The 21,264-nt window shown below is 63.5% G+C and carries 16 protein-coding genes; all 16 read right to left on the minus strand.

Going from position 1 to position 21,264, the window contains the following annotated elements:
• The 16 genes from ABTV29_RS16555 to ABTV29_RS16630 all read right to left on the minus strand — a co-directional run bounded on the left by ABTV29_RS16555 (window position 1) and on the right by ABTV29_RS16630 (window position 21,208).
• Entirely contained in the window at window positions 1-705 is a 705-nt protein-coding gene (locus ABTV29_RS16555; protein ID WP_433765511.1) for an ABC transporter ATP-binding protein, read from the minus strand.
• Window positions 706-708: 3 nt separating this feature from the next.
• Window positions 709-1,434, minus strand: a complete 726-nt coding sequence (locus ABTV29_RS16560; RefSeq protein WP_433765513.1) for an ABC transporter ATP-binding protein — start codon at window positions 1,432-1,434, stop codon at window positions 709-711.
• A 26-nt stretch (window positions 1,435-1,460) separates the two neighbouring features.
• Complete coding sequence (locus tag ABTV29_RS16565) at window positions 1,461-2,771, minus strand: ABC transporter substrate-binding protein (RefSeq protein ID WP_433765515.1); 1,311 nt, start codon at window positions 2,769-2,771, stop codon at window positions 1,461-1,463.
• An 83-nt stretch (window positions 2,772-2,854) separates the two neighbouring features.
• Window positions 2,855-4,201 carry an outer membrane beta-barrel protein gene (locus tag ABTV29_RS16570; RefSeq protein WP_433765516.1) on the minus strand — a complete coding sequence of 449 codons (1,347 nt, stop codon included), beginning with the start codon at window positions 4,199-4,201 and terminating at the stop codon, window positions 2,855-2,857.
• Between the two features lie 745 nt (window positions 4,202-4,946).
• On the minus strand, window positions 4,947-5,657 hold the full coding sequence (locus ABTV29_RS16575) for an NAD(P)H-dependent oxidoreductase (RefSeq protein WP_433765517.1): 711 nt from the start codon (window positions 5,655-5,657) through the stop codon (window positions 4,947-4,949).
• A gap of 9 nt (window positions 5,658-5,666) precedes the next feature.
• Window positions 5,667-7,310 (minus strand): ABC transporter ATP-binding protein, encoded by a 1,644-nt coding sequence (locus tag ABTV29_RS16580; protein ID WP_433765518.1) that lies wholly within the window; start codon window positions 7,308-7,310, stop codon window positions 5,667-5,669.
• A gap of 2 nt (window positions 7,311-7,312) precedes the next feature.
• Window positions 7,313-8,140: an ABC transporter permease gene (locus ABTV29_RS16585; RefSeq protein WP_433765520.1), complete on the minus strand. Its 828-nt coding sequence runs from the start codon at window positions 8,138-8,140 to the stop codon at window positions 7,313-7,315.
• Between the two features lie 3 nt (window positions 8,141-8,143).
• Entirely contained in the window at window positions 8,144-9,103 is a 960-nt protein-coding gene (locus ABTV29_RS16590) for an ABC transporter permease (RefSeq protein WP_433765521.1), read from the minus strand.
• 171 nt (window positions 9,104-9,274) lie between these two features.
• On the minus strand, window positions 9,275-10,876 hold the full coding sequence (locus tag ABTV29_RS16595) for an ABC transporter substrate-binding protein (RefSeq protein ID WP_433765523.1): 1,602 nt from the start codon (window positions 10,874-10,876) through the stop codon (window positions 9,275-9,277).
• 97 nt (window positions 10,877-10,973) lie between these two features.
• Window positions 10,974-12,389, minus strand: a complete 1,416-nt coding sequence (locus ABTV29_RS16600) for an aldehyde dehydrogenase family protein (RefSeq protein ID WP_433765525.1) — start codon at window positions 12,387-12,389, stop codon at window positions 10,974-10,976.
• Window positions 12,382-13,572: a pyridoxal phosphate-dependent aminotransferase gene (locus ABTV29_RS16605; RefSeq protein WP_433765527.1), complete on the minus strand. Its 1,191-nt coding sequence runs from the start codon at window positions 13,570-13,572 to the stop codon at window positions 12,382-12,384. The genes ABTV29_RS16600 and ABTV29_RS16605 overlap by 8 nt, the downstream gene beginning before the upstream one ends.
• Before the next feature lie 30 nt (window positions 13,573-13,602).
• Complete coding sequence (locus tag ABTV29_RS16610; protein WP_433765529.1) at window positions 13,603-15,210, minus strand: 5-guanidino-2-oxopentanoate decarboxylase; 1,608 nt, start codon at window positions 15,208-15,210, stop codon at window positions 13,603-13,605.
• A 10-nt stretch (window positions 15,211-15,220) separates the two neighbouring features.
• The gene (locus ABTV29_RS16615; RefSeq protein ID WP_433765531.1) at window positions 15,221-17,320 is read right to left on the minus strand and encodes an acetate--CoA ligase family protein; all 2,100 of its coding nucleotides are present in this window, start codon (window positions 17,318-17,320) and stop codon (window positions 15,221-15,223) included.
• An 18-nt stretch (window positions 17,321-17,338) separates the two neighbouring features.
• Window positions 17,339-18,499 (minus strand): acyl-CoA dehydrogenase family protein, encoded by a 1,161-nt coding sequence (locus ABTV29_RS16620; RefSeq protein WP_433765533.1) that lies wholly within the window; start codon window positions 18,497-18,499, stop codon window positions 17,339-17,341.
• Window positions 18,500-18,545: 46 nt separating this feature from the next.
• Window positions 18,546-19,337, minus strand: coding sequence for an enoyl-CoA hydratase/isomerase family protein (locus tag ABTV29_RS16625; protein ID WP_433765535.1), 792 nt, complete (start codon window positions 19,335-19,337; stop codon window positions 18,546-18,548).
• Between the two features lie 458 nt (window positions 19,338-19,795).
• Window positions 19,796-21,208, minus strand: coding sequence for an amino acid permease (locus ABTV29_RS16630; protein WP_433765537.1), 1,413 nt, complete (start codon window positions 21,206-21,208; stop codon window positions 19,796-19,798).
• Window positions 21,209-21,264: the final 56 nt, after the last annotated feature.

The raw sequence follows: 21,264 nt of genomic DNA on the forward strand, positions 1-21,264 counted from the left end.
CTAGATCCCGAAATACGCGGCTTTGATTTGTGCTTTGTCCGCATCCCCAGGGCGCCCGGTCAGGGACACGCGCCCTTCCTGGAAGCAATAGAAGCGGTCACTCACACTCAGCGCCTGATTGATGTCCTGTTCGACGAGAATCACCGTGGTGCCGTCGGCCTTGATCGAGGGCAGCGCGGCGTAGATGTCCTTGATCGTGGTCGGTGCCAGGCCCAGGCTGATTTCGTCGCACAACAGCAACTGCGGGTTGGCCATCAGGCCCCGGCCAATGGCGACCATCTGCTGCTGGCCGCCGGACAGCGCCGTGCCGGGCCGCTTGCGCAGTTTCTCCAGCACCGGGAACAACTGGTAAATCCGTTTCAGGTTCCAGGGCCCGGGGCGTTTGCTGTAGGCGCCGATCAGCAGGTTTTCCTCGACGCTCAGCGAAGCGAACAGCTTTCTGCCTTCGGGCACTAACGCGATACCGCGCTCCAGCACCTGATTGGCGGCCATGTCGCCAATGGCCTGGCCGTTGAAACGGATGGCGCCGGGCTGGTTGCTGATCAACCCGGCCAGGGAACGCAGGAAGGTCGATTTGCCGGCGCCGTTGGAGCCGATGATCGCCACGGTTTCGCCGGCCTCCAGGGTCAGGCTGATATCGAACAGCGCCTGAAAGTCGCCGTAGCCGGCGCAGAGTTTGTCGATGGACAAAAGACTTGTGTGCATGGCTCAGCTCCCGATGCCCATATAGATGTCCTGGACCCGGGGGTCGGCCATCACACTGTGCGGCTCGCCTTCGGCCAGCTTGGCGCCGAAGTTGATCACCGTCAGGCGACTGACCACCGCCAGCAAGGCGTGCACGATGTGCTCGATCCAGATGATGGCGACGCCCGACTTGTGGATGCCCTGGATGGTCTCCACCAGCGCCAGGCATTCCGGTTCGGTCAGGCCGCCGGCGATCTCATCGAGCAACAGCAGGCGCGGCCGGGTCGACAAGGCGCGCGCCATCTCCAGGCGCTTGCGGTCGAGCAACGTCAGGGAGCCGGCCAGTACGTTGGCCTTGCGCATCAGCCCGGTGAGTTCCAGGGTCTGCGCGCACCATTGGCTGGCTTCCTTGTCCCGCAGCTGCGCACCGAAGGTCGCGCCCACCAGCAGGTTCTCGAACACGGTCATTTTCACGAACGGGTGCGGTATCTGGTGGGAACGGCCGATGCCTTGCCGGCAGCGCTTGAACACCGGCTCGCGAGTGACATCGCGGCCTTCGAAGCGAATGGTGCCCTTGTCTGCCGGCACGCCACCGGCGATCAGGTTGAACAGCGTGCTTTTCCCCGCACCGTTGGGGCCGATGATGCCCAGGGCCTCACCGGGTTGCAGGTCCAGGCTCATGGCGTCCGTAACCTTTACCGAGCCATAGCTCTTGTGCACGTCGCTCATTTGCAGAAGTGGTTGTTGCATGGTGCACCCTGTTCCTTGAAGCCTGATCAATAGGTAATGGCCTGCATCTCGCCGCCCAGCGGGATCGCCGGTGCGGTGGCATTGTTGGTCACGATCAGGTCGTATTTGCTGTCATTACCCAGGCGCCACTGACCGCTGACCAGCGGGGTCTTGGCGACGTTCTTCACCGGCCCGCCGTTCCAGTTGATCGGTCCGACCACGGTGTTGAGGTTGGTCTTGAGCAAGGCATCGCGCACCGCATGGGCATTACCCACTTCTTCGGTGCGCTTGAGGATGTCCACCGCCAGTTCGAACAGGGCGTGCACGAAGCCCAGGGGCTGGGTCCATTGCTTGCCGGTGGCCTGGGTGAAACCCTGGGCCAGCTGCGCGGCGCTGGCGCCGGTCAATGACGAACTGAACGGGTGCGTCGGGCTCCACCAGATTTCGGTCGACAGATTGTTGCCGGCCTTGCCCAGCGCCTCGACCGCCGTGGGGAACAGCAACGCCTTGCCCACCGACACGGCCTTGGGCTTGAAGCCCTGCTGGCGCGCCTGGGTCCAGAAGGTGCTGAGGTCCGGTGGAATCACCACGCCGGTCACGACCTCGACCTCGGCCTTCTTGAAGGCGGCAATCTGCGCCGAGAAATCGTCGGTCAGGCTTTGGAAGCGGCCCGGGTCGACCAGCTGAAAGCCCTTCTGCGCCAGCACCGGCGGGAAGCCGAGTTTCTGATCGCCCCAGGCATTGCCGTCGCCGTCGTTGGGAAACAGGCCACCGACCACTTTGTTGGATGGCATCGCGCCCCACATCGCGGTGTAGGCACCGATCACATCTTCCAGGCCCCAGAAGAAGTGGTAGGTCCATTCGAAACCCTGGTCCGGCTTGCCGCCACGGGTGAAGAACCAGGGCTGCCAGGGCGCAACCGTGGAGATGCAGGGGATCTCGTTGATCTCGCACTGGTCGGAGACCGGGTTGGTGGTTTCCGGGGTCGACGACACCAGCATCAGGTCCACCTGATCCGACAGAATCAGCTCGCTCGCCACTTCCGCCGCGCGGTTGGGGTTGGACTGGCTGTCCTTGACGATCACTTCCAGGCGATAGGCTTTGCCGCCGATGTCGATGGTGTTCTTCAGCACCTGCTTGAGGGATTCGATGATGTAGTTGTCGGCCGCGGCAAACGGCGCCAGCGGCCCGGTCTGCGGGCTGACATAGCCCAGGCGGATCACTCGCTCAGCGCCGATGGCGAACTTGAACGGCATGCTCGCCAGTGCCACGCCACCGGCGGCAACACCGGAAGCACGCAGGAAATCGCGGCGGGAGAAATCGCGGCCAAACAGGTTTTTATCGTTGTTGTCTGTCATGTAGGTACTCCAATAGCCGGGTCGAACGGGGTCGCAACGTGTGGCGAGGCCATCACGCAGGGTCGGGGTAATCGCGAGAGGTCTTAAAAGAACAGCGTGACGTCGAAGGACGCGACGACCTGCGAGTCCTTTTCCCCATCGGCGTAGGCATCGCGACCGGGGCCGGAGTGGATGTCGTAGCGCAGTTCCGGGCGCAGGCGAACGTTGGGTGTCGGCGTCCAGGCCAGGTTGGTGGTGACCCCGTAGAAGCTGCCCCAGGTTGGATCGGGGATACCGGTATTGGGGTCGATGTTGGCCATCATCACGTGCACCGGCGCGTCGGTGTAGAACCACTCGGCGCGGCTGTTCCACATCAGGTTTTCGCTGAGCTTGTGATACCAGTTCAAATCGGTGCCGTACCAGGTGCCGTCTTTTTTGTTGGCGAACCCGGCGAAAGCGCCCTGCTCCTGCTTGCCGTAGTTCAGCTCCAGGGCCACGCGGTTGTTCGGGTCGAGCACTTGCGACAAGGTCAGGTAGGAGGCCAGGCGCTTGTAGTCGTCATCCTTGGTGCCCGCCGGTATCGGCGAGCCGCAACTGCATTCGGCAAAACTGTCGCCGGCGCCGTTGCCGTAGATGTTTTCCCAGTCGATCCAGGTGTTGAAGTCCGCCGAACGCCAGCGCAGGTTGGCGATCACGTCCGGGTCGTGGTTGGGGTCCTGCAGGTTGTTCCAGCCCTGGACCACGCCCAGTTCGAAGCCGAGCATGCTTTCGCCGGGTGCCGAAGGCAGCTTGAACGAGTACAGCGCACCGGCATGCTTGGCCGGGCCGTGCATGAAGGAATAGGTGTGGGAATAGAAATCCGTCGGTGCCGGGGACGGCAAGGCGAAGCCGATTTCGTTTTCCAGCGGGGTATGGAAGATACCGATCATCAGGTCGGAGCCGCCGAGCACCGGGAAGTAGAAATCGACGTAGGCCTGGGCAATGGTCAGCGCCGGGTCTTCAGGCTTGTTGTTGCGATTGGCGCTGAGGTCCTCGTCCCAGCCGTAGGTCTTGAAGAATCGCGCATCCTTGCCGTACAGCGTCGTGACGTTGAAACCCCAGTCGGCTTCCTGCGGCATGGGCCCCGGGAATGGCCCCACGCGACCGACCACATTGCTCTTGGGTTTCTTCTCCACAGCCAGGGCGAACTGGTTGAGGTTCACCCCTTCATCGGTGTTGAAGAAGCTCTGCTTGCTGACGTCATCCGTGCCGTTGTTGTTATAGATCACACCCGCCTGGGCCCAGCCGTAGATCTTGATGCCGTGGTCACGCTCCAGGCTGTCGCCGAACACATTGCGCACCAGCGAGCCCATCGGATCGTCGGCGGCCAGGGCCATCGAGGGGAACAAAATGTCGGCACCCAGAACGGGGGCGAACAGGGTTGCTGCGCAAACCCATGCACGAATACTCATACCTGCCTTCCTTATTTTTATTGGGCCGCTCACCCCGAAGGGGACTCACACCTACGAGAACCCCTACGAGTACAAGGCCGAAAACAAGGTGCGACGCTTGAGAGTCTGTCTTGACGAGCCCTGGCTGGAGCTCCACCCGATCATTGGCGAATCGTGGTGTTCGGCGTGATGGAGGCTACAAGCCAGCCCATACACCAACAATTCCAATCTCGGCGACTTCAGTGTTTGCGTATTCAGAACAATGAGGATGGGATTTGTGTTTGCGGGGAATCAAAACTGTAGGAGCGAGCCTGCTCGCGATGGCGGTGGGTCAGGCAAAGGAGATGTTGAGGCTGCCGGCCCCTTCGCGAGCAGGCTCGCTCCCACAGGGATCGCGGGTGAGCACAAGATTGGTGGTCACTGACGATCAAAACTGTAGGAGCGAGCCTGCTCGCGATGGCGGCGGGTCAGGCTATGGAGGTGTTGTGGCTACCGGCCTCATCGCGAGCAGACTCGCTCCTACAGGGATCGCGGGTGACCACGGGATTGCTGGTCACTGAAGATCAAAACTGTAGGAGCGAGCCTGCTCGCGATGGCGGTGGGTCAGGCTATGGAGGTGTTGCGGCTGCCGGCCTCATCGCGAGCAGGCTCGCTCCCACAGGGATCGCGGGTGACCACGGGCTTGGTGGGCACTGAAGATCAAAACTGTGGGAGCGAGCCTGCTCGCGATGGCGGTGGTTCAGGCAGTAAAAGGTATCGGTGCTGATCAGGCCTTTGTGGTCAGTGGATAGAGCGCCTCATCGAACTGCGACAGCTTCGGAAATTCCAGCGGCTGATCGTCACTGAGGTGTTGCAGACGCTGGGCGTAGTCCTTGAGGAATTGCTGGCGCGCTTCTTCGCTGATGTACGGCACATGCCAGGCCACGAACGGTTCGAGCACATCGAAGCCGACGTACGCCAGGGTCCCGCGCAGGATCGGCCGCAGCATGTCTTGCAGGGGACCATGGATCGCATCCTCGCCAAACATGTGCTCGCGCCCGCCCAGGGTCACGGTCACCAGTGCCTTTTTGCCCGCCAGCCCGCCCTGGTCGTAGAAGCGCTTGCCGCCATAGCAGATCCCCGACACCAGTACCCGGTCGATCCAGCCCTTGAGCATGGCCGGGGCGGAGAACCAGAAGATCGGGAAGTTGAGGATCAACAGGTCTGCCCACAGCAGTTTGTCCAGTTCACCCTGGATGTCCGCCGCCAGTGACTGGCTTTTCACCCCCAGGCGTTGCTCCAGCGCATACACCAGGTACTCGGGGTTTTCCCGGGAGGAGAAGTCGGCGTCGCTGGCCACCGGGTTCCAGTTCATCTTGTACAGGTCGCTGACCTGCACTTCGTGGCCCTGGGCTTCGAGGGTCGCCACGGCCTGGTCGCGCAGGGCCGCGGTGAAGGATTTCGGCTCGGGATGAGCGTGGACGATCAGTACTTTCATGGTGGTTCCTTAGACTTTTTCCAGCGTAGGGTTTGAGTTCGTTGCGCGACTGGCCAGCAGGCGGTCGAGCCAGTCCGGGTCCATCTGCGGTTCGGAGGAGAACAGCAGCCCGGTGTAATCCTGATGCGGCGGCGTGAAGATGGCGCTGCGCGAGCCATGGTCCACCACCCTGCCCTTTTGCATCACCAGCACTTCATCGGCAATCGCCCGCACAGTGGCGACGTCATGGGTAATGAACAGGTAAGCGACACCGAGCTGTTGCTGAATGCGATTGAGCAGCTTCAATACGCCTTCGGCCACCAGTTGATCAAGGGCCGAAGTGACTTCGTCGCAAATGATCAACTGCGGATCGGCCGCCAGTGCCCGGGCGATGCAGATCCGCTGTTTCTGCCCGCCGGACAGTTCGCGGGGCTGGCGATCCATGTATTTGGCCGGGTCCAGTTCGATCATTTCCAGCAGTTCGGCGACCCGCGCGCGCATCGCCTTGCCCTTGAGCCCCAGGTAGAACGTGAGCGGCCGGCCAATGATGTCGACGATGCGCTGGCGTGGATTGAGCGCGGTGTCGGGGATCTGATAGATCATCTGGATGCGCCGCAATTGCTCCTTGCTGCGCTGGCGGAAGTTCGCCGGCAGCGGCTGGCCGTCGTACAGCACTTCACCGTAGGTCGGCGGCAACAAACCGGTGATCAACCGCGCCGTGGAGCTCTTGCCGCTGCCGGACTCGCCGATCACCGCCAGGGTCTGGCCCTTGTACAGCTTCAACGACACGTCATGCAGCACCGGATGATGACCGTAGCTTGCGCAGCTGTTGCGCAACTCCAGCAGCGGTTTTTCCTGTTCCGGGCAGGCCTTGGGTTCGGTGCGGAAACTGCGCACCGCCCACAGCGACTTGGTGTACTCCTCCTGCGGATCGCCGAGCATCTGGCGGGTCTCGGCCTCTTCCACCAGTTTGCCGTGGCGCAGCACCATGATGCGGTCGGCCATCTGCGCTACCACCGCCAAGTCGTGGCTGATGTAGATCGCGGCGCTGCCATAAGTCGCCACGGCATCACGGATCGCCGCCAGCACCTCGATCTGGGTGGTGACGTCCAGCGCGGTGGTCGGTTCGTCGAAGATGATCAGGTCCGGGTGGCAGGCCATGGCCATGGCGGTCATGACCCGCTGCAACTGCCCGCCGGACACCTGATGCGGATAGCGTTGGCCGATCGTCTCGGGGTTGGGCAGGCGCAGCACCCGGTACAGCTCCACCGCTTCGGCCATCGCCTGCTCGCGGCTCATGCCGCCGTTCTTCACGGCGGTTTCCACGTGCTGGTCGATCAGCCGGTGGGCGGGGTTGAAAGAAGCCGCGGCACTTTGCGCGACATAGGCAATGCGCAGGCCGCGCAACTGGCGCAGCGCTTCGGGTTTGGCGTTGAGCAGGTCGATGCCGTCGAAATGCACCGAGCCGCCGGTGATGCGGCAGCCATCGCGGGTGTAGCCCATGGCCGACAGACCCAGGGTCGACTTGCCGGCCCCCGACTCGCCGATCAACCCCAGCACCTCGCCCCGTTGCAGGGTCAGGTCGATGCCTTTGATCAGCGGATGCCAGGCGTCTTCGTAGTGACCCTCGATATGCAGGTTGCGGATTTCCAGCAAAGGTTTGTTTGTCGTCATGTTCAGCACTCCTTGAGGCCGCTGGATTTGTGCAGCATCCAGTCGACGACGAAATTGACGCTCACGGTGATCAACGCCACGGCCAGGGCCGGCAGCAACGGGCTGATGTCGCCAAAGGTGATCAGCACGGCGTTGTCGCGCACCATGCTGCCCCAGTCGGCGGTAGGCGGTTGAATGCCAAGGCCGAGGAACGACAGCGCACTGATGAACAGGAACACAAAGCAGAACCGCAGGCCGAATTCGGCAATCAGGGGCGCTGCGGCATTGGGCAGCACTTCCCGGGTGACCAGCCACCACAGGCCTTCACCGCGCAGGCGCGCGGCTTCGACGAAATCCTGCACCACCACGTTCATCGCCACCGCCCTTGAGAGGCGGAATACCCGGGTCGCATCCAGCAGCGCGATCACCATCACCAGGGACGTGGCGTTGGTGCCGACCACGCTGAGAATCAGCAAGGCGAAGATCAGTTGCGGAATCGCCATCAGGATGTCCACTACCCGTGACAGGCCCTGATCGATGGCGCCACCCTTGATCGCCGCGATCAGGCCGCCCAGGCCACCAAGCAGGAACGCCAGCACCGTGGTCAGGAAGGCAATCCCCAGGGTGTTGCGCGCACCGTAGACCAGGCGGCTGAACATGTCGCGGCCCAGGTTATCGGTGCCCAGCAGGAACTGCCCGCCCCACGGAGCGAAGCCCTCGCCCACCACCTGGGTTTCGCCGAACGGCGCCAATACTGGCGCGAACACGGCCACCAGGACGTACAGCAAGATCACCAGCAGCCCGAATTTGGCGCTCAGCGGCGCCCGCAATAGTTGTGTTAACAGGCTCATGGCTTACCCCTTCGGATGCATCAGGCGTGGGTTGCTGGCAATCGACAGCACGTCGGCACTGGTGTTGAGCAGGATGTAGGTCGCGGCGAAGATCAGGCTGCACGCCTGCACCACCGGAATGTCGCGCTTGGCCACCGAGTCCACCAGCAACTGGCCCAGGCCCGGATAGACGAACACCACCTCGACCACCACCACGCCCACCACCAGGTAGGCCAGGTTCAGCGCCACCACGTTGACGATGGGCGCCAGGGCGTTGGGCAAGGCGTGGCGGAAGATGATCCGCGACTGGCTGATGCCCTTGAGCCGGGCCATTTCGATGTAGGGGCTGGCCAGCAGGTTGATCAGCGAGGCGCGAGTCATGCGCATCATCTGCGCGATCACCACCAGGCTCAGGGTCGCCACCGGCAGCACCGAGCGTTGCAGTACTTCACCGAGGGAGGCGTCCGGCGCCAGGTTGGAAATGCTCGGGAACCAGTTGAGCTTCACGGCAAACACCAGGATCAGGATGTAGGCGACGAAGAACTCGGGGAACGACACCGCGCTCAGGGCCGAGGTGTTGAGCAGGCGGTCGAACCAGCTGTTGCGATACAAGGCCGCGAGCATCCCCAGCAACAGGGCCAGCGGCACTGACACCAGCGCCGCCAGCAGCGCCAGGCTGAAGGTGTTGCCCAGGCGCGTGCCGACCAGTTCGGCGATAGGCCGCTGGTTGGCCAGCGACATGCCCAGGTCACCGTGCAGCAGTTGCCAGATCCAGTGCCCGAAACGGGTCAGCGGCGGCATGTCCAGACCCAGTTGCGCCCGATACGCCGCCACGGTTTCCGGAGTGGCGGACTGGCCGAGCATGGCCTGGGCGATATCGCCCGGGAGCATGCCGACCGCCAGAAAAATGATCACTGACACCGCAAACAGCGATAACAGCCCCAATGCCAAACGCTGAAGTAGCAGCTTGAAAATACTGTTCACTGCGTAATTCCTTAAATGGGCACACTCACGAAGACACACGCTTGACCTGTGGGAGCGGGCTTGCCCGCGATAGCGGACTTATGGTCGATAAATTTGTCGACTGATACACCGCTATCGCTGGCAAGCCAGCTCCCACAGGGATCTTCATTGTCCTGAAAACCGCGACGGGCCTTACGCCTGCCACCACCGCTCAATCACCCGCAACCCATCCAGCTCGCCATAGGGCGCGGTCTGCCCGCCATGCACCACGCGGTTGGAGCGCGCCGCCACGGAGCTGGCGAACAGCGGCACGATCGCCCCGCCGTCGTCGCGGCACAGCGCCTGCATTTCGTTGTACATCTCGCGGCGCAGCGGGTCGTTCATTTCGCCGCGGGCGGCGTTGAGCAGCTGGTTGAAGCGCGGGTTGTCCCAGTGGGTTTCGTTCCATGCCGCGCCCTTGGCATAGCCGATGCTGAACATGCGGTCGGCGGTCAGGCTGCTGTACCAGAACGAAGTGGTGAATGGCTGCTTCATCCAGACGTTGGAGAAGAAACCGTCGGCCGGCTCGCGCACCACCTCGATGTCGATCCCGGCGGCACGCGCCTGTTCCTTGAACAGCACCGAAGCATCCACCGCACCGGTGTACGCGGCGTCAGAGGCTTGCAGGCGCACCTTGAGGGAATCCAGGCCGGCCTGTTTCAGGTGGAAGCGCGCTTTGTCCGGGTCATAAGTGCGCTGTTCCAGCGCGGTGTTGATGAAGCGGCTGCCAGGCTGGATCGGGTGGTCGTTACCCACCAGACCATAGCCGTGCAGCACCGACGCCAGCAGGGTTTCGCGATTGATCGCGTGCTTCATCGCCAGGCGCACGTCGTTGTTCTGGAACACCTGGCTGTCGGTGAGCATCGGGAAGGTGTAGTGCTGGGCGCCCTTGGTTTCTTCGATGACCAGGTTCGGATTGCGCTTGAGCAGGGCCACGGTTTTCAGGTCGACCTTGTTGATCACGTCCACTTGCCCGGTGACCAGCGCGTTGACCCGCGCGGCGCCGTCGGCGATGGCGATCAGCTCGGCGCTGGCGAAGTGCGCGCGGCCGGCTTTCCAGTAATCCGGGCTGCGTTCCAGGGTCATGCGCACCCCCGGCTCGAAGTCCTTGAGGCGGTAGCCGCCGGTGCCAACGCCGGCCTGCCAGTCCGGGGTGCCGTCCTTGCTCGGCATGATCACCAGATGGTAATCGGCGACCACATAGGAGAAGTCGGCGTTGCCCGAATGCAGTTCGAACACCACGCTGTCACTGCCATTGGCGCTGACCTTGGCCACGTCGCCCAACACGGTTTTTGCCGCCGAGGTGGATTTTTCCCCGAGGTGATGCTGGATCGAGGCCACCACGTCATCGGCAGTCAGGGTCTTGCCGTTGTGGAAGGTCACGCCCTGGCGAACCTTGAAGGTCCAGACGCGCGCGTCGGGAGTGGAAGTCCAGCTTTCCGCCAGTTCGGGAATCGCGGTGCCGTCGACAGCGATTTCGGTGAGGGTGTTATAGACCGCCGAGAAGCCGACGAAGGTGAAGGTGTCGGCCCAGGAGCCGGGGTCCTTGGAGTCCGTGGTGCTGCCACCGGCCAGACCCAGGCGCAACACGCCACCCGCTTTCGGCGTGGCTTCTGCGGCAAAGGCGCCAAACGGCAAGCCCATGGAGAACGCCCCCGCTACTGCCGCCGCCGCTGCGCTGTACTTCAAGAAGTCGCGGCGCGGGAAGCTGAATTCGTGGTTCGCTTGAGTAATCTTGTTTTTGTTATCGCTCATTGCATTGCCCCTGATAAAAGCTAATGAAATACCTGATCAAAACCACGCAATGCACCGGGCGTGGGCCCGGTGCGCTTTATCCTTGAATCTCCAACGGTCACACCTGGATCGCCTTCACTTCAACGAACTCGTTGAGCCCCTCTTCCCCCCATTCACGTCCATTACCCGATTGTTTGTAGCCCCCGAACGGCGCCTGGTAGTTGAACGCCGCGCCATTGAGGAAGCATTGACCGGCCCGCAGTTGCCGCCCCAGTTCCAGCGCGCGCTCGGTGCTGCCGGCCCAGACGCCGCTGGACAGGCCGAACGGCGAGTCGTTGGCAATCTGGATCGCTTGCGCTTCGTTTTCGTAAGGGATCAGGCACAGCACCGGGCCGAAGATTTCCTCCTGGGCGATGCGCATGCTGTTGTTGACGTCGGCGAAGAGCGTCGGGCTGACGTAGTAGCCACGCTCGAACGCAGGCGTCGCGTCGCCGCCACACAGCAGGCGTGCGCCCTCTTCCTGGCCGATCCTGATGTAGTCGAGCACCGTGTGACGTTGCCCGGCGGAACACATCGGGCCGAGGAAGCTCTGCGGATCCAGCGGGTCGCCCATCTTCAGGCTCAGGGTTTCCTGCAGCGCAATTTCCAGCGCCTCGGCATAACGACTGGCAGGCAGCAACATGCGGGTCAAGGCGGTGCAGGTCTGCCCGGAGTTGATCATCACGTCCTGTACGCCGTAGCGCACCGCAGCGTCCAGATCAGCGTCCTCGGCAATCAGCAGCGCCGACTTGCCGCCCAGTTCCAGGCACACACGCTTGACCGAAGGTGCCGCCGCCTGGGAAACCCGCACCCCGGCGCCGGTGGAACCGGTGAACGACACCATGTCCACGTCCGGGTGCTTGGCCAGGGCTTCGCCGACTTTCGAACCCGGACCGCTGACCAGGTTGAACACCCCGGCAGGCAGGCCGATGTCTTCGATCATCTGCGCCAGCAAAAATGCGTGCAGCGGCGTGTCCTGGCTCGGCTTGACCACCACCGTGCAACCGGCCGCCAGTGCCGGGGCGAGCTTGCCGATCAACTGGTGCAGCGGGTAGTTCCACGGGTTGATGAACGCACAGACGCCCACGGCCTCGCGGATCACCAGCGAGTTGCCGACTTCGCGTACTTCGTCCATCACGCCGGCGAGTTCGACGTACTGTTCCAGGCCAATGATCGGCCCATCGACCTGCACCGAACGCGACCATTGCACGGGCATGCCCAGTTCGCTGGTGATCACCGCGGCCATTTCATCGGCCCGGGCTTTCAGTTGTTCGGCCAGGGCGCGGATGTAACCGGCGCGCACACTGGACGGCGTACGCGACCACGAGGCGAAAGCCTTGCGCGCCGCCGCCACGGCGTTGTCGACATCGCGTTCATCGCCCAACGGCACACTGCCGGCGACTTCTTCGGTGGCCGGGTTGATCACCTCGGCGATGCCCTGGCCGGACGGGGTTTGCCAGCGTCCATCAATGAACAGCGTTTTGTGATTAAGCATGAACCTGGGACTCCATCAATTCTTGTGCGCAACGGGCAATACGCTGGCAGGCATCACGCAATGGCGCGGCGCCGACCACCAGCCCGAGACGGATATGCCCGGCAGCGCTCGGACCGAAGGCCTCGCCCGCCAGTACCGAGACGCCATGGCGATCGAGCAGTCGATCAGCAAATGCTTGGGCGCTAAGCCCGGTTTCGCGGATATCGACCATCACGAACATGCCGCCATCGGGTTTCAATGCCCGCACACCGGGGCAATCGGCCAGGCTGTCGCAGACCAGATCACGGCGCTGGCGATAGGCTTCGCGCATGGCTTCCAGCTCAGGCAGCTGGGCTTCCAGGGCCACCACGGCGGCGTCCTGGATGAAATCCGGTGAGCCGTAAAGCATGCACAGCGCGAGGTTTTCCAGGTGCGCCGACAAGGATGGTGGTGCCACCACCCAACCGACGCGCCAGCCGGTCATGGCGTGGGATTTGGACAGGCTGTTGAGGGTCGCGGTGCGTTCGGCCATGCCCGGCAGACTCGCCGGGCTGACGTGCTCGCCCTCGAACAGCAGTTCGCTGTAGACCTCATCGGAAATCAGCCACAGGTCGTGGGCGATGCACAGTTCGGCCAGCGCCTGCCAGGTGCTGCGCGGCAGGCTCGCACCCGACGGGTTGTGCGGGCTGTTCAGGGCCAGGGCACGGGTACGCGGGGTGATGCGTGCGGCGACGTCTTCGGGCAGTACGCGAAAGCCATTCTCCGAACGCACCGGCACCGGCACCACCACGGCGCCGCAGGCACCGAAAACGGCTTCGTAGGTGACGTACATCGGTTCGGCGACTATCACTTCATCGCCCGGATTGAGCACGCACTGGGCCACGCTGAACAGCGCGCATTGCGCCCCGGCCAGCACCGTGACCTCGTCCGCGGTCACCGGTTGCCCGCTGCGTTGCAGGTGGCGTTTGGCGATGGCTTCGCGCAAGGCACGCTTGCCGCGCACCTCGGCGTAGTGGGTGTTGCCGGACAACAGGCTGTCGATGGCGCCCTGCACGATGGGCTGCGGCGTATCGAAATCCGGGTCGCCCACCGAGAGCAGCAGAATGTCCCGGCCCTGCTCCATCATCGCCAGTGCGCGGTAGTGAATATCCCAGGCGGCAGCGCCGTCGCCGGCGATGCGTTGAGTCAGATCGGAAAAGCGCATGGCCCTATTGCTCCCACAAAAGGTTGAACATCAGCGAACGCACGCATGCTTGAGCTCGATCAGGGTGACGCCGTTGCGATTGAAGCCGTGGCGCAGGTCCGTTTGCAGTTCCGCGAGGTTCTGCGGCTGAGTCACGGTGCAACCAAAGGCGCGGCCAAGGGCAGCGAAATCCGGGTTGCGCGGCAGCACGCCAATCGGCTCGATATCCAGGCCGAGCATGTCGTCGCGAATCTGCCCCAGGGCATCGTTGTTCCACAGCAGCACCACCAGCGGGCTGTCCAGTTCCTCGACCGCCGTCGCCAGTTCCTGCGCGGTGTAGAGGAAACCGCCATCGCCCACCAGTACCAGGCCAGGACGCTGCGGCGCACCGAACTTGGCGCCGATCCCGGCGGGCAAGCCGTAGCCGAGGGTGCCGTAGCCGGTGGGGTGCAACCAGCTGCGGGTGGCCTGGCTGGCGAAGGCGTAGTTGCCGGTGTAGGCCAGTTGGGTCATGTCGGTGCTGATGAAGGCATCGGCCGGCAGTTCGGCGGCGATGCGTTGCAAAATCGCCTGGTGGATCGACTGCAACGGGCCGTGACCGGCCTGAACCGCTTCACGCAGTGCCGCGACCTTGGCGATGGCTGCCTCGGCGTTGCGCACATCCGCCGGCAGGCGTTCCAGCAAGGCCGCCAGCGTCTGCTGTGCATCGCCCTGCAGTGCCACGGCGCAGGGATAGAAGTCGTTGAACTTGCGCGAATCGATGTCCACCCGCAGTACTTCGCCGTTGAGCGGCAGGCGTTCGCGCCAGAAATCGGTGTCGGCCATCTCCGTGCCGACCGCCAGCACCACATCCGCTTCGGCGATCAGGTTCCAGCCAGGCTCCACACACAGGGACGAGCCGGCATTCAGCGGCGCGTCCGGCGGCAGCAGGCCTTTGCCGGCGACGCTGGTGAACAGCGGCGCGGCCAGGCGATTGCTGAGTTCCTGCAACTGCGCGGCGGCATTCAAGGCGCCGCCACCGGCGATGATCATTGGCCGCTTGGCAGCCTGCAGTTTCGCCACCGCCGCCTCCAGCACGCTGGCCGCTGGCGTGCCGCGACCCGGGCGACGCACGACTTCGTTGCTCCAGTCACGGGCGACCGGTGCCGCCAGCACGTCCAGCGGCACGGAAATGTGCACCGGGCGCGGACGCTCGCTATCGAACACCGCGTATGCACGGGCGATCAGTTCCGGCAGGTCTTCGGCGGTCAAGGCAACCGCCGAGAATGCGGTAATGGGCGCGGTCATGGCGCGCTGGTCCTGGCACTCGTGCAGAATGCCCCAGCCCTTGCCGAGGCTGGCGGTGTGGTTGACGCTGGAAATCACCAGCATCGGAATCGAATCGGCATATGCCTGGCCGATACCGGTGGCGGCGTTGGTCACGCCGGGGCCGGTAATGACGAAGCACACGCCGGGTTTGCCGCTGACGCGCGCATAGCCGTCGGCCATGAAGCTGGCGCCCTGCTCATGCCGGGTCAGCACGTGGCGAATGCCGCTGCCGGGCAAGCCGCGATACAGCTCCAGGGTGTGCACGCCGGGAATGCCGAACACGGTGTCGACGCCGTAGTTGGCCAGCAGGCGCACCAGCGCCTGGCCACCGGTCAAGGTTTTATCTTGCATGTTCAGGTCCTCATTCATGGCCGAGGCGAATCAACGCGTCGACCGCGGTCGTGCCATCGGCACCGACCAACAATGGGTTCACATCCAGTTCCAGCAACTGCGCGGCGTTTTCGCAGGCGTAATCGGCCACGGCGCGGATCGCGGTCACCAGCGAGTCCAGATCCGCCTCCGGACGACCACGGAAGCCCTGCAGCAATGCTGCGCTGCGCAGGCTCAGCAAGGCCTGGCGAATCGCCCCGTCGGTGGTCGGCAGCAACAGGCTGCGACTGTCCTTGAGCAACTCCACCAGAATCCCGCCGGCGCCAATCACCAGGGCCAGGCCAAAATCGTTTTCGCGCTTGATGCCGACAATCAGCTCGGCCAGCGGCGGCTTGGCCATCGGCTCCAGCAGCAGTTGATCGAAGGCCACGCCCGGTGCGTAGGCTTTGATACTTGCGCGCATGTTTTCCAGCGCAGCACTCAGGGCGTTGTCATCCTTGAGGTTCAGCGCCACGGCGCCGGCCTCGGTCTTGTGCGGCAGCTGCGCGCTGACCGCTTTGAGCACCAGCGGGTAACCGAGTTTTTGCGCGTCCTTGAGTGCATTCGCCGGCGAACTCAACACACCGTTTGGCGTCGGCAGGCCGAACTCGCGCAGGGCCTGCTTGGAGTCCCATTCGTTGAGCAACCGGCCTTCGCCTTCCAGCGCTTGCGGGTACAGCGGCACCAGTGCAGATTCACCGAGGGCCAACAAGGCCTGACGATTGCGCTGGTAACCGGCGATGCGCCCCCAGGCGGCCAGGCCGTCTTCGACACCCTGCAACGCTGCCACGCCCTGGGCATGCAAACGCTCACGGGCGTGCGGCGGCAGCAATTCAGGGAAGGCCGAGGTGACGAAACCGGTCTTGCCATGACGCTCCAGCGCCTTGCAGTACAGGTCCAGCAACAGGTCGCATTCCTTGCGCTCGCCGGTGAACTCCGCCGGGTAGTCCAGCACCAGCATCGCCGCGTCGGCTTCGGTGCGCAGGGCGCTGTCGAGCATGCGGTTCAAGGCTTCGCCGTCGCCCCAGATCGCCGTGGTGAAATCCAGCGGGTTGACCAGGTTGGCGTAGCTCGGCAGCACCTGGGCCAGCTCGCCGACTTGTCCTTCGTCGAGCTTGGGCAGCGCCAGTTCATTGCGCTCGGAATAGTCGGCGATCAGCCCGGCGTCGCCACCGGAGCAGGCCAGCGCGATCAGGCTGTCGCCCGCCGGCAGGTTGCCGCAGGCGGCAGCCTTCAGGGTTTCGACGAAACTCACCGGGCCACTGACGCGGATCACGCCGAGTCGATCGAACAGCGCGTCGTACAGCGCATCGGAACCGGACAGCGAGCTGGTGTGACTCAGGGCCAGTTCGGCGCCGATCTGCGACACGCCGGTTTTCAGGGCGATGATCGGGATGCCCTTTTCCAGCGCCCTGTGCGCGGCGCGGGCGAAACCCGGTACGTTTTTCAAGCCTTCCAGGTGCAGGCCGATGGCGGTGACCCGAGGCTCATCGAGCAGCACGTCCATCAGTTCGGCCACGCCCAGTTGCGCCTGATTGCCCACCGAAGCCATGTAGGCCACCGGCAGCGAACGGTCGCTCATGGACAGGTTGTAGGCGAAGTTGCCGCTCTGGGTCAGCACCGCCACGCCCTTCTCCACCGCCTTGCCGCCATGGGCCACCGGCCACAGCGCGGAGCTGTGCAGGTAGTCGAGCAGGCCGTAGCAGTTGGGACCGAGCAAGGCCATGTCGCCGGCAGCGTCCAGCAGCTGGCGTTGCAAGGCCTGCCCCTCGGCACCGACCTCGGCGAAGCCCGAGGCGTAGCAGATGGCGCCACCGGTGCCGATGGCGGCGAGTTCGGCGACGCAGGTCAGAGTCAGGTCACGGTTGGTGGCGATGAACACCGCGTCCGGCCCGCAGGGCAAATCGGCAATGTTGCGTACGCAAGGCACGCCTTCGAGGCTGTCATGCTGCGGATTGACCAGCCACATTTGCCCCTGGTAACCGCCCTCGGCACAGCGCTTGAGGGCGCGAGCCATGCTGCGGCCGCCAACGAACGCCACGTGTTTGGGCGCGAGCATGCGTTTGAGGTTGTCACGAATCGATTGCGACATGGGAATTCTCCGGGGCGATCAGCGCAGCAGCGGCCGCAGCAGTTCGCGGGAAATGATGTGGCGCTGGATTTCCGAGGTGCCTTCCCAGATCCGCTCGATCCGCGCGTTGCGCCAGATGCGCTCCACCGGACCTTCGTCCATCAGTCCCATGCCGCCAAAAATCTGCACCGCCTCATCGGCCGCGCGCCCCAGCACTTCACTGGCGAACAACTTGGCCATGCCGGCTTCGCCATCGGTCATGGTGCCCTGGTCCATCTTCCAGGCGGTGTGCAGGGTCAGCAGTTCGGCGGCGCGAATCTGCGTGGCCATGTCCGCCAACTTGAACGACACGCCTTGGTAGGTACCGATCGGCTGGCCGAATTGCTTGCGGTCGGCCGCCCATTGCAGCGACACGTCCAGCGCCCGTTGCGCCTGGCCGACACAGTTGGCGGCAACCATCACCCGGCCTGCGGTCAGCCAGGCGTTGGCCACTTCCCAGCCCTTGCCGACTTCGCCAAGCACCTTGGAGGCCGGCACGCGGCAATCGTCGAAGAACATTTCGAAGGTGTGGTAGCCACGGTTGCTCACGCACTTCGGCCCACGGCGAATGGTCATGCCCGGGGTGTTGCGGTCGACCAGGAACGAGGTCACGGCGTTGCGCTTCTTGCCGTTTTGTTCGTAGGTATCAGTCACGGCGAAGACGATGGCGAAATCGGCGTGGCCGGCGTGGCTGATGAAGTGCTTGCTGCCGTTGAGAATGAAGTCGTCACCGTCACGCACGGCGCGGGTCTTGATCGCGTTGGCGTCGGAACCTGCGCCCGGTTCGGTGAGGGCGAAGCAATCGATCTTCTCGCCCTGGATGCACGGCAGCAGGTAGTCGTTGATTTGGTCGCCCTTGCAGGCCATGAGGATTTTCGACGGCCGCGCGACGAACACGTGCAGCGCCCAGGACACCTTGGACAGCTCACGCTCGATCAGCGCCTGGGACAGGTAGTCCAGACCGCCACCGCCGACCTCTTCGGGCATGTTGAAGGCATAGAAACCGGCGGCGATCGCCTTGCCGCGAATCTGCGCCGCCAGCTCCGGGGAGACTTCGTCGGCACGGTCGACCTGGTCTTCATAAGGCAGCAGTTCCTTCTCGACAAAACTGCGTACCGCGTCCACCAACATTTCTTGTTCTTGGGTCAGTTGGAAATTCATGGTGCTACCTGTTGTTCGTGTGCTGAATGAGGGGTGTGCCGGGGGCTTATCGACCGATGAAGCGCGGCGGGCGCTTTTCCATGGCGGCGCGCAGGGCTTCGTTACCGTCTTCGCTGCGACCGCACAACAGGCCGGCTGCGAGTTCCGCTTTCAGCTGCTCGGACAGGCTGCGGTCGGCGCCTTCGCGCATGAGCTTTTTGGTCTGGGCAAAGGCAAAGGTCGGCCCGGCAGCCAGGCGCGCGGCCAATTCACTGGCGACGGTGTGCAATTGATCGTCGGCGCAGACATCGCTGACCAGGCCGGCGTCGAGGGCACGATCGGCGCCCCACAGTTCGTCGAGGAACAGCAGGCGCTTGGCTTGCTCGACGCCGATCAGGCGTGGCAAGTGCCAGCTGGCGCCCGCGTCCGGCGAATAGGCCATGCTGGTGTAGCCGGCCTTGAAGCGCGCCGATTGCGCGGCGATGCGCAGGTCGCAGCACAGCGTCAGGTCCATGCCCGCGCCGACGGCGGTGCCGTTGATGGCGGCGATGGTCGGTTTTTCCAGGCTGTGCAAACGGGTCATCAGGGCGTGGGCGGTTTCGGTCCAGCCGTAGGTTTCCAGCGCGCCGCGGGCTTCGGCTTCCGCCCATTCGTCGAGATCGGCACCGGCGCAGAAGCTGCGTCCGCTACCGGTCAGCACCACGACGCGAACCGCAGGATCTGCGTTGAACGCGTCGAGCAGTTCGTGGATTTTTTTCAGCGTCGGGATGTCCAGCGCGTTGCGCTGAGCGGTGCGATTGAGGGTGATCCAGGCAACGCCTGCTTCGACCTGACTGAGCAGAGAATCGTGGGTAGTCATGCGAGTCCTCGAATTATTTTGATTGGTCTGAGGTGTTGCGACTTGGGGCCATACTAAACGAGTGTTCAGTAAGGCGGCAATTGGCGGGGAAATACGATGTAACAGGCTGATAAATTACGTATCTATCTGTTTTATATGATGTTTCTATCGATATTCGAGATTGCGCCTGTGGCGCTGTTACAACTTCGAACAACTGCCAACAGGCGGTTATCGATCACCCGCCTCCCCTGTAGGAGCGAGCCTGCTCGCGATGGACGTCAACGAAAACGCGGGCTGCCTGATGCCCCGCGGTGTCCGGACCTCCATCGCGAGCAAGCTCGCTCCTACAGAAGGACGAAAAACAACTGTGGGAGCGAGCCTGCTCGCGAAAGCGGTACATCAGTCAACGGGATGTTGAATGTGATGCCGCCTTCGCGAGCAGGCTCGCTCCCACAGGGGGGATGTGCTAAATCCGGGGTTTATGCACTCGGCAAGCTCGGCGCCAATACCTCTTCACGCTTGCGATGGAACAGGAAGTACGCGCCATAGCACAGCGCAATGAAGCCAAAGCCCCAGTACAGCGACGGCCGCTGGGTTTCGTCCAGCGCCAGGAACACGAAGAGCGAGCAGCACAGGGTGATGCACATCAGCGGCAGCACCGGGAACCACGGGGCGCGGTATTTCAGGTCGCTGAGTTTGCCGCCGTCGCGCAGGTAGGCCTTGCGGAACTTGTACTGCGCCAGGGCGATGACAATCCAGGTCACGGTGCCGGACATGCCGCTCACCGCCATCAGCACCATGAACAGCGTATCGGCGGCGACGAAACTGGTCATCAGCGACACCAGCGCGAAGCACAGAGTGATGCTCAGGGCCCGCAGCGGCACCCCGCGCTTGCTCAACGGCGACAGGCTTTTCGGCGCCATGCCGGTTTTCGACATCGCCCACAGGATGCGGGTCGAGGCGTACAGCCCGGAGTTGCCCACCGAAAGAATCGCGGTGAGGATCACGAAGTTCATCAGGTCAGCGGCGTAGGGAATGCCGACCATGTCGAACACCTGCACGAACGGGCTTTCCATCAGCCCCGCCTGCTGCCACGGCACGATCGCCGAGAGCACGACAATCGCCAGCACATAGAAAATCAGCACCCGGAACACCACGTTGCGCACTGCGCGGGGGATGCTTTTTTCCGGCTGGTCGGTTTCACCGGCGGCCACCCCCATGATCTCGCAGCCCTGGAAGGCATAGACCACGGTCATCATCACCGCGAACACCGCCGACAGACCGTTGGGGAACAACGAGTCGCCGATCAGGTTGCTCGCCATCGGCGCCGGTGCACCACTGCTCAACGGCATCACGCCGAAGATCACCAGCACGCCGACCACGATGAAGCCGAGAATCGCCGCCACCTTGATCCCCGAGAACCAGTACTCCGCCTCACCAAAGGCGCGGGTCGCCAGGGCGTTGATGCCGAACAGCACCACCACGAACAACGCTGACCAGTACCAGATCGGCACCGCCGGGAACCAGCGGGTCATCAGCATCCCGGCGGCGGTGAATTCCAGGCCTACGGTCGTCGCCCAGCTCATCCAGTACACCCAGCCGATCATGAAGCCGGTGGCCGGGCCGATGAATTGGGTGGCGTGGGTCTGGAACGAACCGGAAACCGGCATCTGCACCGACAGCTCGCCCAGGCAGACCATCACCAGATACATCAGGAAACCGGCGACCAGATAGGCCAGGATCGCCCCCAGCGGGCCGCCCTGGTTGATCGTCACGCCGGAGCCCATGAACAGCCCGGTGCCGATCACGCCGCCCAGGGACAGCATGAAAATGTGCCGGCTTTTCAGGGCGCGGGTCAGTTGGATGCCTTTGCGATCAGTGTTTGGGTTCATGTCGGCACCTCAACATTCAATGAGGTGCGAGGCGCATGACAGGACGTCACGGCGCA

Origin of the sequence: Pseudomonas putida, assembly GCF_050989985.1 — a bacterium.
GTDB classification, from domain to species: Bacteria; Pseudomonadota; Gammaproteobacteria; order Pseudomonadales; family Pseudomonadaceae; genus Aquipseudomonas; species Aquipseudomonas putida_AI.